At 71.6% G+C, this 12,521-nt stretch carries 7 protein-coding genes; all 7 read right to left on the reverse strand.

Annotated features, from left to right (window positions below; genetic code table 11):
* Positions 1-9: 9 nt before the first annotated feature.
* A complete protein-coding gene (locus AB0B76_RS06535) occupies positions 10-816 on the reverse strand; it encodes an NAD(P)-dependent oxidoreductase (protein ID WP_360370397.1) in 807 nt (268 codons plus the stop codon).
* A 17-nt stretch (positions 817-833) separates the two neighbouring features.
* Positions 834-4,925: a hypothetical protein gene (locus AB0B76_RS06540; protein ID WP_360370400.1), complete on the reverse strand. Its 4,092-nt coding sequence runs from the start codon at positions 4,923-4,925 to the stop codon at positions 834-836.
* Positions 4,922-5,866: a carbohydrate ABC transporter permease gene (locus tag AB0B76_RS06545; RefSeq protein WP_360370403.1), complete on the reverse strand. Its 945-nt coding sequence runs from the start codon at positions 5,864-5,866 to the stop codon at positions 4,922-4,924. Before AB0B76_RS06545 ends, AB0B76_RS06540 begins: the two co-directional genes overlap by 4 nt.
* A complete protein-coding gene (locus tag AB0B76_RS06550; protein ID WP_360370406.1) occupies positions 5,863-6,681 on the reverse strand; it encodes a sugar ABC transporter permease in 819 nt (272 codons plus the stop codon). The genes AB0B76_RS06545 and AB0B76_RS06550 overlap by 4 nt, the downstream gene beginning before the upstream one ends.
* 114 nt (positions 6,682-6,795) lie before the next feature.
* Positions 6,796-8,184: an extracellular solute-binding protein gene (locus AB0B76_RS06555; protein ID WP_360370409.1), complete on the reverse strand. Its 1,389-nt coding sequence runs from the start codon at positions 8,182-8,184 to the stop codon at positions 6,796-6,798.
* Positions 8,185-8,224: 40 nt separating this feature from the next.
* Positions 8,225-9,490 carry an enolase C-terminal domain-like protein gene (locus AB0B76_RS06560; protein WP_360370412.1) on the reverse strand — a complete coding sequence of 422 codons (1,266 nt, stop codon included), beginning with the start codon at positions 9,488-9,490 and terminating at the stop codon, positions 8,225-8,227.
* 105 nt (positions 9,491-9,595) lie between these two features.
* Positions 9,596-12,478: a hypothetical protein gene (locus AB0B76_RS06565; protein WP_360370415.1), complete on the reverse strand. Its 2,883-nt coding sequence runs from the start codon at positions 12,476-12,478 to the stop codon at positions 9,596-9,598.
* Positions 12,479-12,521: the final 43 nt, after the last annotated feature.

Raw genomic sequence — 12,521 nt, forward strand, 5'->3', positions numbered from 1 at the left:
CCGATCCGGTCAGCCGAGCGGCATCGTGCAGAACCCGCCGCCGACCAGATGGTTGCGGGGCGCGGCGGGGTCGGCGTCGCCGCCGGCCAGCGCCTGGGCGGCGTACCGTTCGGCGTCGTCGCGCGGGTGGTACCCGATAGCCTCCGCCTCGGCCAGCGACCACCACCGGCGGGTGTTGGCCGAGATGCCCCACAGGATGCGAAATCCGGCCGGCTCGACCCGCAGGCACGCCTCGACCAGCCGGACGGCGTCCCCGGGCGAGAGCCACCTGGCCAAGTCCTCGGGGACCGTCGGAAGCGGCCGGAACGCGCCGATCCGCAGGCACGTCACGTCGATGCCGAACCGCGAGTGGTAGAGGCTGCCCAGCGCCTCGACCACGGCCTTGCTCACCCCGTAGAAGGTGTCCGGACGGGCCGAGCTGTCCGCCGGCAGCGGGCCGTGCACCGCCTCGTCGCGGGTGCGGAACCCGGCGGCGTGGATGCTTCCGGCGAGGACCACCCGCCGTACCCCGGCCTCGACCGCCGCCGCCAGCACCTGTTGCGTGCCGTCGATGTTGACGGCACGGATCGTCTCCCAGGGCGCCTCGCCGGCGCACCCGCCGAGGTGGACCACCGCGTCGACGCCCTCGCAGGCGGCGCGGATCGCGTCCGGGTCGGTGACGGACGCTGTGTGGATCTCCACCCGTTCGCCCGGGGCCGCCGGCGGCTGCGGTTGGACGTCCAGCACCCGCAGCACCCGGCCCGGGCGGGCGAGTCCGGGCCGCAGCACGGTGCCGATACGCCCGGCGGCGCCGGTGAGCAGGATTCGCTCGGACATGTATGAACCCCCTGCGGTTACGGGCCAGCGATGGCCGGCAGGTCGGACGGCGTGTCCTGCCCGTGGTATTCCTGCGGAGCCGCCCCCGCGGGCAGGTAGGGCGGCTCGTGGTACGTGTGTGTCCGGCGGAAGGTCAGCGGGACCGGTGGGCGCCAGTGCCGCCAACCACCAGGATCGGCCGGCACCGGCGCACTCGGCGGGCCGACGCCGTTGCCGTCCTCCGCAGCCACCACGTACTCGTCGCCGGCGGCCGGCGTACGGTCGACGTAGGAGAACGCCAACCCGGCGAAGATCTCGTGGTATCCGGCCTCGCCGCGGCGGCGGCGCAGCAGCCGATACCCGCTCGCGCCGAGCACCTCGCCCCAGCTCAGCTCCACGCCGCCCGGGCCCGGCAGCGGGGCCAGCCCGTCCGGCGGGGCGGGCGGGGCGTCGGTGACGTACAACGGGTAGTCCGCGCCCGGCGGGGCATGGTGCCGGGAGTTCGCGGCGACGACCCGAACGTGCAGCTTTCGGCCGTCGGTCAGGCCGGTCAGCCGGCACGGGCTGGTCCGGGCGGTCGCGGCGGTGCGCCACGTGTCGCCACCGTCGTCGCTGAGTTGCACCAGGTACCGTTCGGCCGCCGGCACCGGCGCGAAGTGCACCTCGGCGAGACCCCCGCCGGCGGCCACGGTGCGGCGTACCTCGGCGGGCGCCGGTCGGGGTGCGTGTGCGGTCAGCTCCCACCGGTGCCGACCCGCCGGCAGCGCCACGGTCACCTCGTCGGGGGTCTCGCGCAGTGGCCGCACGAGCGCGCCGTCGACGTGGAAGGCCGCGCCGCGCCGGCCGGCCGGCACGCGCAGGGTCAGCGTGGTGTCAGCCGCGGCGCGGAACACGCCGTGGCACTCGTGCGCGTCCGCCCGGTAGCGCAGACTGATGCCCAGGTCCCGGTCCTCGGTGGTGAGCACCACGTCGCCGGTGCCGATCGCGGTGCCGTGGAAGAGCACCAGCCGCCGCTCGCCGTCGCGCCGCAGTCGGATCACCCCGGCTGTGCCCCGGAAGCGCAGCCCGGCGATGTCGAGCGTGACGTCGAGCGCCTCCGGTTCGTGATGGGCGGCCCGCTCGTGGCGGAACACGTAGTCCACGCCGTCCGGGCCGGTGATCCGGGCGCCCCAGGGCGTGCGGTGCTGCGGGTCGATCGTGAGGTCGTCGCGGTGGCTGACGATCGCCAGCGTGCTGCCGGTGGTGACGTCGGGCGGACCCTCCAGGCGTACCCCCTGGGAGAACGGGGTGCGGAACTCGCCGCCGCCCGCGCCGTCGGTGCGCACGCCGCGCACCACGTGGATGAAGGGCATCCGGTCGGTGAGGTGGTCGATGCTGTTGGCGTCGTCCCCGGTGGGCCGGGTCAGTGTGGCCCACGTCCAGGCCATCCGCTGGGTAGCCGCTACGGCGTCGTAGACGACGAGGTAGTCGTGGCCGACGAGGATGACGCTGCGGCCGAGGTAGTGGCCGTACACCGGGCTGTCGGGGGCGGGGGTGATCTCGGCGTACTGCGCGGTGTCCAGGTCGTAGTGCGGGCGGTCCAGCGTGTTGGGGCCGAGCGACCGGATCGCCCCGCCGCGCCAGATACCGCAGGAGCTGACGAAGGTGGCGTCCGGCGCGCGCCGGTCTCCGGCGTCCTCCCGGCCGTGCCCGCTGTAGGCGCGCCCGGCGGCGTAGTAGTACAGGTGCCCGCTGCCGTTGTCGTCCGCGATGCCCCACCGGTAGTTGGGGCCGCGGTCGGTCTGCTGCAGGTGGACCGACACCTCGGTGGGCTCGCCGATGCCGGCGCGCAGCGTGATCCCGTAACCGGTGTACTTGGTGCTGCCCAGGCGCGGGTTGGTGCCCCGGTCCCCGGGCGGGGGATGCAGCACCCGCCACGGGTCGGCGGCCCCGCGCGGCTGGTCCAGGCGATGTCCCGCGGCGTCGCAGCCCCACAGCAGGTGTTCGGCGACGAGCGGCCGGTAGCGGCGCAGCTGCTCGCCGAGCAGCCGCATCTCGATGGGTGGCCGGCGCGGCCAGCTTGCGTGCGCGCCCTGCGGCGGGTGCATGCGCAGCGCGCCGGGCGCGGTGGCCGAGACGTCCCAGTCCGGCGCGGCGGCGGTCATCACCGGGGCGCTCAGCGCGTCGACCAGCCAGTCGCCCAGGGCCGCGTACTGCGGTGTGCAGAGCCGGTTGTGGCCGTCGGCGCGGATGCCCAGCGCGTTGCCGAGGGTGGCCGGGCGCAGGAACGCCCACACATAGGTGGCGAGGCTCTCCGTCCAGCGGCCGGGCCTGGCCTGCCGGCCGGGCAGTGCCGGTCGGGTGTTGAACGCCCCGGCCAGCCGCAGGAATGTCTCGAACTGGTCGAGCCAGTCGCCGGCGGCGGGATGCTCGGGGTACAACCAGGCCAGGCAGGCCAGCGCCGCCTTGCCGTCGGACATGAAGTTGGGGTGGCCGCCGAACATCCGGCGCATCGGCCCGATCTCCTCGCCGGCGGACACGTACGCGGTCAGCAGCAGCAGCGCGTCGACCCGGGCGGCCTGCTGCGGGTCCAGCTCGCCGCGCAGGCGATCGTAGGCGCCCAGCAGCCGGTCGTACAGCGGCCGCTGGCCGATGTTGAGGTAGCCGGCGACCTCGTTCACGCCGTGCGCGATCAGTCTCGGGCCCTCGGCGCCGGCGAACAGCGCGCTGAGCAGTTCCCGCCCGGTGCGGATCTCGCCGGTGGTGCACAGCGGGGCCGGGCGCCGCCCGCCGTAGGTGAGCACCCAGTCCTTGACCCGGTCGAGGTCCAGGGTGCTGTGCCAGTGGTACAGCTGCCGGACGTGGGTGGACTGGTAGCAGGCGGCTCGCCGAGCCACCTCGGGGCTGATGCCGTACCGTGCCGACAGCGCGTGCGCGTTGTCGCGCTGCGCCCGCAGTACGTCCCGGTCGCGTTCGTGGTCGTAGAAGGCGATGCCGGTGCGCCGGCTGCCGGTGCGCAGCGGCCACCGCCAGCTCAGCACTCCGTCGCGGTGCCGGAACTGGATCTGCAGGTCGCGGGCCGAGGCCCAGGAGGCATAGCGGTGGTCGTCCCACAGCGCCGGATCGCGGACGAACACCCCGGCGGCGTCGCCGGTGCTCAGGTCCCAGAACGTCGCATGTGGACGGATGTCCCAGGCGTACGCGGGCGCGTAGGGTCCGACGGTGAAGGCCATCTCCTCGCGCGGGTCCTCGGGCCGGCCCGGTCCGGAGAACGCCGGGTCCTCGCCGCTGTCGGCGACCAGCAGCGGCTCGTCGATGCCCGGCCACCGGTAGGTCTCCGGCGAGCCGGGGTCGAGGTAGTCGGCGGCGTCCTGCGAGTACGGCCAGGTCGAGGAGAACCGGTGCGTGGGGGAGAACCCGTCCCAGCGCAGCTCCCATGCTCGGGCGGGCTCGCCGACGTCCTGCATCCGCTCGGTCAGCTCGACAAAGTCGTACCCGTGCACGCAGCGCACGGTCGCGGTGTACCGGCCGCCGCCGGCGAACCGGTACCCGATCTCGTACGCGACGGCCAGCGGCCCGGCCTGCACCTCGCGTACGTCGATCCGCTCGACCCGCGCCTGCATACCGGTCGGCCCGTCGACCAGCCTTGATCGGCCTACCCAGCCGTTCCCGCGGTCCAGCGCGAGGATCGGCCCCGGCACGGGCCCGGTGCCGGGTCGGTGGGATCGGGGCAGCCGCACCCGGATCGGTCCGGCGTCCAGCACGATGCCGTCGTCGCCGTGCACGGCCGTCACCGGGTGGGCGACGGCCGCCAGCGGGATCGACTCGTCGGCGCACAGCGTGAACTCGTGGGACTGGCCCGGCGCCAGTGCGGCGAAGAAGCCGACCACCGCGCTGCGCAGCAGTCCGGCATCGTCGGTGCGCACCTCGCAGAGCTGGAACGGCAGCGGGGTGCCCGCGGCGTCGACCAGGCGTAGCCGCCGGGCCGGCAGCGCCGGCTCGGGCCAGCGCACCGGCCAGTGCAGCAGCGTCCGCGGCCACTCGAACTCGGGATGGTCGATCTCCTCGCGCAGCCGGAACGTGACGCTCGCCCGGCCCGGTTCCCACCGGGTGTGCCGCCCGGGCCGGACCGGATCAGCCGGGTCGCTCATTCGTCCCCGCCGGACGGCTCGCCGGCCGCCGCCTGCGTCGGCGCGATGCCCTGGCTGCCCAGGCCCGCCCCGCCCGCTACGCCCTCGACGAGGTAGCGCTGCAGCACGATGAACAGCACCAGGATCGGTGCCGCCACGATGAAGGTGGCCGCGGCCACCATGGGCCAGTTCTGGGTGTGCTCGCCGAAGAACGAGTAGAGGCCGCGGGTGACCGGCCACAGGGTGTCGTCTGAGAGCATGACCAGCGGCAGGATGAGGCTGTTCCAGGAGGCAACGAAGCCGAAGATGCCGAAGGCGGCCAGCGCCGGCTTCATCTGCGGGATGATGAAGGTCAGGATGAACCGGATGTAGCCGCACCCGTCCAGCACGGCCGCCTCGTCGATCTCGCGGGGGATTCCCTTGATGTAGCCGACGAAGAAGAAGAACCCGGCGCCGGACAGGCTGGTCATCACGAGGTAACCGGCCATGCTGTTGTACAGGTGCAGCGTGCGGGCCTCGATGAACAGCGGGATCAGGCCGCCGGGCAGGAAGCCGGAGAAGATGAAGAACGTGTAGAGCGCGTTCGAGTGCTTGAAGTACCCGCGAGAGATGGGGAAGGCGAGGAAGACCCCGAGCACGAGGGTGATCGCGGTCGGGATCACCGAGTAGACCAGACTGTTGATCATCTGGCGGCTGAAGCCGCCCTGCTCCCACGCGTCGGCGAAGTTCTGCAACGTCCACTCCTGCGGCAGCCCTGTCGGGTGCTGCAGGAAGTCCGGGTAGCTCTTGAACGCCTGCAGCAGCAGGTAGAACAGCGGCAGCGCGAACAGCACCACCGAGATGAGAAAGCACACCACGTTCGTGCGCACGCCGCGAAGCACCCGCCCGGCGCCGCGCCGGCGCCGGGGCGGCGGCGCCGCCTGGCTTCGGGTGCGGTCGGGTAGCACCGTCGAGGTCGTCACAGTGTCACCTCCCGCCGTCGCAGGGTCCACAGCACGCCACCACCGATGAACAGGGTGAGGAAGAACTGCAGCATCGCCAGCATCGAGCCGAACCCGAGCTGGCTGCTGCCGCTGAGGAACGCCGAGTTGAACATGTAGATGCCCAGCGTGCGGGTGCCGAAGTTGCCGCCGGTGAGCACCAGGATCAGCGCGTACTCGCCGAGCGCGCCCACCACGGCCAGGAACATGTTCACCGTGAAGGCGGGCGCGAGCAGCGGGAAGGTCACGCTGCGGAACATGCGCCAGCGTCCTGCGCCGTCCATCGACGCTGCCTCGTACACCTCCGGCGGGACGTTGCGCAACCCGGCGATGTAGATGAGCATCGAGTACCCCGAGAACATCCAGACGTTGACCAGCATCACGAGGGGCAGCGCCAGCCGGTTGGAGCCGAGGAAGGTGCTGGTGATCCCGAAGTCGTCGTGCAGGATCTTCTCGAGAGGGCCGGAGAACGGGTCGAAGATCAGCGAGAAGATCGCCCCCACGACCGCGACCGAGAAGATCTGCGGCATGAAGATGAGCGCCCGGTACACGGCGTAGGAACGGCCGCGCCGGTTGAGCAGCAGGGCCAGCCCGATGCCGATCGCGTTCTGCACGATCGCCACGCCGACCACGTAGATGAGCGTGACGCGCACCGCGCCCCACACCTCCGAGGAGAGCGCGGTGAACGCGCTGGTGTAGTTGCACAGGCCGCAGAAGTCGAGCGGCGTGCCCGGCAGGCCGGAGTATTGCGTGAACGAGTACCCGATGGTCGCCAGCGACGGGTACAGCCCAAACACCAGCCATCCGAGTCCGGGTATCGCGATGCTCGCCCAGGGAATGAACCGCCGGGTCCGTGGAGTCCCGAACAAACAGCGTGACACGCCGCTCTCCCTTCTACCGTGACGCAGGGACTACCCGAGGGCCTTCTGGTAAGCGCTGGCGGAACGGGCCAGGACCGTGTCCACGCTGTCGCTGCCGATCGGCGCCATCTTGTACAGGTCGGGACCGCCCGCGTCGGTCGACGCACCGGCCGGCGTCCACGGGGCGGTCAGCGCCACGAACGAGTCGGTCATGTGCGCGTTGAGCCAGTCCATCCAGGGCAGCCCGGTATTCTGCAGCGCCGGCTGGGTGGACATCGAGCCGGTCGCCTCCAGCCACTTCTTGTAGTTGTCCGGCTGAGAGAAGAACTCCAGCCACTGCATCGCCAGGTCCTTGTGCGGCGCGCTGGTCGGCACCACCCAGGTCAGGTCCGGCTTGATGGCCACGCGGTTGGCGGCCGGGTCGTTGGTGCCCGGCATCATGAAGAAGCCCAGGTTCAGCTTCGGGTTGGCCTGCTGGATCGTCGCGCCGTCCCACGAGCCGTCCAACAGGAACGGGAAGTTGTCCGGCTGGCTGGCCCACGCGCCCGGAGCGGTCTGCTGCGAGACGCCCGCCGCGCCCGGCTCAAGGTATGGCATCGCCTTCTGATACTGCTCGGAGATGCTCTTGTAGACCGGGTCGGCCCAGGACTGCGTCTTCTGCCAGAACGCGGTGGCCCGGTCGGTGGACACCTTCACCGAGTCCGCGGCGGGGTGGCCCGCCATCAGCGTCTGGTTCATGATGCCGTGCCAGACGCCGGCGTGCAGGCCTTCCTTTCCCGCGGCGAAGATCGGGGTGATCCCCTTGGCCTTCAGGGCGGCGCAGTCGTCGAGGAACTCCTGGTAGGTCTTCGGTACCTCCATGTTGTACTTGGCGAGGAGGTCTTTCTTGTACCAGACGGAGCCGGCGGAAACGTACTCCGCGGCCATCACGCCGTAGATGCCGCCGTTGTAGCCGACCGCGGCCTGCTGATTGGTGAGGTCGTAGTTCTTCATGAACGGCTGGTCCTTGAGGTCGACCAGCTGACCCGAGGCGACCAGCGCCGCGGCTCCGCCCGGCTTCAGGTTGGTGTAGGACGGCGCGAAGGCCTGCTGGGTGGGGGCGAATTGGGCCAGCACGTCCATCGACTTGGACTGCAGCATGCTGCTGGTCAGCTGCTGCCACGCCCCGTTGGCGGTCGGTGCCTGCTGCAGTTTGACCGTGACGTTGGGGTGCGCCTTCTCGAATGCGGCGTTGAGTTGCTTGGTGAACTCGATCGCCCCCGGGTTGGTCCACTGGCCGATGGTCAGGGTGACCTTCTCGCCGGAGCCGGAGTCCGAGCCGCCGCTGCAGGCGCTCAGGCCGGAGACGAGGCAGGCGCCGGCCGCGGCGGCGGCGATCAGCGGGACCGTTCTGGCGCGCCGCCGCGCCGTCGCGGGCTGTGCGCTGGTGCGGGTATCCATGGTGTTGCTCCTTCTTGGGTCGGGGTGCTGCCGGCAGGAGTTACGGGCGTTGCAGGGCACCGTCGGTCCGGCGCGGCGGTGCCCAGGCGTGGCCGAGGCGCTGGGGCGGGAACCGTAGCGCCAGATTTTCGTCGAAGTCGATGCCGAGGCCGGGCCGGTCGCTCGGCCACAGGTAGCCGTCGCGGATCTCGGGGCAGCCGGGGAAGACGTCCCGCAGCTGCGGCGCGAACAGGTGTTGCTCCTGGATGCCGAAGTTCGGCGACGCGAGGTCCAGGGCGAGGTTCGCCGCGTGCCCGATGGGGGAGACGTCACCCGGCCCGTGCCAGGCGGTCCGGATCCCGAACAGCTCGCACGCGTTGGCCAGCCGCCAGGCCGGGGTGATGCCGCCGATCGCCGAGACGTGCACGCGGATGAAGTCGCACAGCCCGTCGGCGAGCAGCGGACGGTACTCGGCGGGGTTGGTGAACAGCTCGCCGATGGCGATCGGGGTGCTGCACTGGCCGCGCAGCCGGCGCAGCCAGTCGATGTCCTCCGGGGCCACCGGGTCCTCGAGGTAGAACAGGTGGAACGGTTCGAGGTCCTTGGCGAGCCCGACGGCGTCGGTCGGGTGGACCCGCTCGTGCACGTCGTGGATCAGCTCGACCTCGTCGCCCAGCTCGGTGCGCAGATGCTCGAAGAGCGAGACGACGGTGCGCCGGTACGCCGCCGGATCCCACGCGTTCGCGGTCAGCGGCGGGCGGGCACCGGCCGGCGCCGCGACGCCGGGCGCCCCGTACGTGCCGGCCCCCGGCACGGCGACTTGGCACCGCACGTGCCGGTAGCCGTCGGCCGTCATCTGCCGGATCTCGTCGGCGACCTCGTGCGCGTCCCGGCCGGAGGCGTGGCTGTACAGCGGAACGGCGGTGCGGCAGCGCCCGCCGAGTAGCTGCCACACCGGCAGCCCGGCCTGCTTGCCCTTGATGTCCCACAGCGCCATGTCCACTCCGGACAGTGCGTTGTTGAGCACCGGCCCGGACCGCCAGTAGCCGCTGACGTGCAGCGTGCCGGCGATGTCGGTGAGGTCGGCCGGGTCCCGGCCGATCAGCTGGGGCGCCAGGTATTCGTTGACCGTGGTGGCCACCGCCGCCGCGCGCTGGGTGAACGTCGCGCAGCCCAGGCCGTACAGGCCCGGTTCGCTGGTGTCCACGCGGACCACCACGAGCGTGGTGCCGGCGGGGGCGGTCAGCACCGCCCGCACGCCGGTGATGCGGATGGCCGGCGAGTCCGCCCACGGGGGCGCGGAGGGGGTACCGTCGACGCTGGTCACGGCTGGGTTTCCTTCTCTGTTCGGGCTCTGGTCGGGCTAGGGCTGACGATGGGGGCCCGGCCGCGGGTCGCTCACCCCGCGGCCGGGTGGTTGGGCGACGCCGGTTCAGCGGCTGAGGCCCCAGCGCGTGTCGACGCGGCCGCCGCTGAACTGCGCGCCGGTGCCCCAGAACGCCGCGAAGTTGTAGCCGGACGATTGGGGCGCCCCGAACTGCGCGGTGGAGTAGGTCATGCCGTGCCCTCCGGTTCCCGCGTCGGCGACGGCGAACGCGAACGCCATCGTGGCGTGGCCGCCCGCCGCGCCCGGCAGCGTCGCCTTGAGCTCGGGCAGCTGGTTCCAGGCGATGGCCACCTCGTAGACGGTCACCTTGGCGACGGCGTCGCGGGTGATGACGATCCGGCCCTCGCGCCCGCCGGTGGCCGTGGCGTCCATCGGGCCCAGCGGGGTCGGCAGGGCGGCGTTGGTGGGGTAGTAGGTCTGGTAGTTGGTGCCGGGCGCGCACTGGCGGTGCAGCTGGGCGAACGCGTTCTGGCTGGCGTGGTCGGGGGTGGCGCTGGCCAGCGTGGCCACGTAGAGGTGGGACAGCGAGACAAGGCACTTCTCGTAGTGCCGGTCGCCGGCCAGCAGGTCGTCCGGCTTGTTGCCGGTGTCGAAGCCGAGCTGGATGCTGTCGGCCTGGAACGGGAACAGGTACGGGTTGGCCGCGAACGCCACGTTGAAGGACGCAATGACGTCCTGGAGCTCGGCGCGGAAGTACAGGTAGTCGTCGTCCCAGGCGCCGCGCATCGCGTACTTCTTGGTGTCGCCGGTCGCGCTGACGCTGGTGAGCGTCACCGGGATGACGTCGCTCCACTGGTCCGCGCCGCCGCCCGCGGTCATCGACCGGAAGGGAAGATGGGCGACCCGCACGGTCTGCGACCCGCTCGGCGTGACGTCGTCGCGCCCGGGCAGCTTGATCGTCCAGTCCACGTGGTACTCGTTGTCCGGGCTCACCTGGTAGCCGGTGACCGGCAAGCTGATCACGCGCTGCTCGCCCGGCGCCAGCTCGTGCAGCGCGACGTTGGTGCGCTCCAGCGTCCATCCCGGCGGCGCGGCGACCCGCAGGATCGCCTCGAGCGCACCGGGCGACACGTTCTCCACCCGCACCTGCAGCTCGCTGCCCGCGCCCAGCGGTTTGACCAGCGCCAGCGGGGTGACCAGCAGCGGCGTGTCGTACTCGAAGGAGGCCCTGTCGGTCAGCACCTCGCGCAGTTCCTCGGCGCTGCGGTCGGTGTCGAAGTAGAGCACCTCCCACGGGTTCAGCGGCAGTTTCACCAGGTTCGCCGACCCGTCGGCCAGCTGCCGGCCGAGGTAGTCGTAGACCCGCACGCCGGAGGCGTCGTGCAGTTTCAGGGTGCCGTGGTACCCGGCGGCGGACGACTCGTCGCTGCCCTTGTAGATCTGGTCGGCGTAGATCGCCGCCCGGCCCTTGCCGTCCTCGGTGCGGAACAGGAAGCCCCAGGTGGACTTGGCGTCGGGGTACAGCTCGGTCTGCAGGGTCGCGTCCTCCAGGATGCTGGTCATCGTGGTGTAGGCGACCACCGCGGGCAGCGGCGTCTTCGTGCTGCTGTCGTAGATGTTGAACTCCTGGCCCGAGTAGGGCTTGTCGTAGCACAGCGAGAACCAGAAGATCCGGATCGGCGAGTCCGCCTCGGCCCCGGCGAGCATGTGCAGCAGGTAGGTCGGGGCCAGGGTGCGGGCCACGCCGTAGATGGCCTGCTCGACGGGCAGGCTGGGGAACGAGTTGACCACCGAGGTGCCGCACTCGGTCTGCCACTGCCCGCCCCGCCCGCCCGAACGGGACCAGCGCCTGTCCATCTCGACCTGCGTCTTGGCCATCGCGTACTGGGTGGCGTCGGGGTATCCGTAGGCGTGGTTCACCGAACCGTCGATGTACCCGGTGTCGGTGGAGCCCTTGGCGTACACCGCGTCGCGGTTGTAGCTGACCGAGCCGCCGCCGATCAGGTTGACGTCGGGGAAGTCGGGCTTGACCCGGTCCCAGATCAGCTTGCTCATGTTGCGGTAGTCCTGCGAGTCGCCCGTGGACCAGTACCGGCCGTGCACCCACGGCTCGTTCCACAGCTCCCAGTTCTGCACCAGGTCCTGCAGCGGGGCGATGGCGTGGTACACCATGTCCGTGTGCGCCACCATGTCCCTGGGCCGGTTGCGGTACGTGGGCAGCGGCCGGCCGTTCGCGTCGGGCTGCACGTTCCAGGACATGTTGTAGTTGATGCCGCCCATCGGCGAGATGCCGTAGCTCAGCCACTCGGCCACCTCGGCCCGGGCCTTGTCGATGTCGGCCTGGCCCCAGAACGTGTTCGGCGCCGGGCTGACCGTGTCCGGCTGCACCGAGGCGAGGCCCCGGGTCCATTTGACGCCCATCAGCTGCGCGATCCGCTTGGTGATGGCCGGGTTGCCCTCCGAGCGGATGCCCAGGCCGAACGCCGAGCCGGGGCGCACTCCGGACACGGTCGGGCGCAGCACGCCCAGCCCCAGTGTCTTCACCAGCAGCTGCGCACCTCCCGCGTCGGTGACGGTGACCGAGACCCGGTAGTAGTCGGGATCCAGCGCGCCGAGCGGGATGGTGATGGTCTGCGGCGTGCCCGCGTCGGCGGTGAAGCTCGTGGTTGCGGTGCGGACGGTCTGCGTGCTGCGGGCCTTGACCGCCCAGGCCACCGTGCCGCTCAGCGCGTCCTGGGCGGCGACCGTGACGAGCAGCTCGGGGGTGGCCCGGCCGGAGCCGTCGATGGGGAACAGCGCGGTCGGATCGTCGAAGCGCAGGTCGATCGACGGCGCGGTGGCCGCCTGCGCCGCCAGGCCCGTGCTCATGACGCCGGCCAGCGCAGCGCCGACCGTGCCGGCGGCACCGTAGGCGAGGGCCCGGCGCCGCGTGATGCCCCGGGCGTCGGTGCCCGGGCCTGTGGTGTTGGGGTCAGGGGTGTCGGACATGCACAAACCTCCGAGGGTGTGTCGCGAGGACCGTCGGTGCGCA

This window comes from Dactylosporangium sp. NPDC049140 (assembly GCF_040648435.1).

Bases quoted from the DNA above. Each gene is read 5' to 3' on its own strand.
- AB0B76_RS06535 (WP_360370397.1), bottom strand. From the start codon at position 816: ATGTCCGAGCGAATCCTGCTCACCGGCGCCGCCGGGCGTATCGGCACC.
- AB0B76_RS06540 (WP_360370400.1), bottom strand. From the start codon at position 4,925: ATGAGCGACCCGGCTGATCCGGTCCGGCCCGGGCGGCACACCCGGTGG.
- AB0B76_RS06555 (WP_360370409.1), bottom strand. From the start codon at position 8,184: ATGGATACCCGCACCAGCGCACAGCCCGCGACGGCGCGGCGGCGCGCC.
- AB0B76_RS06565 (WP_360370415.1), bottom strand. From the start codon at position 12,478: ATGTCCGACACCCCTGACCCCAACACCACAGGCCCGGGCACCGACGCC.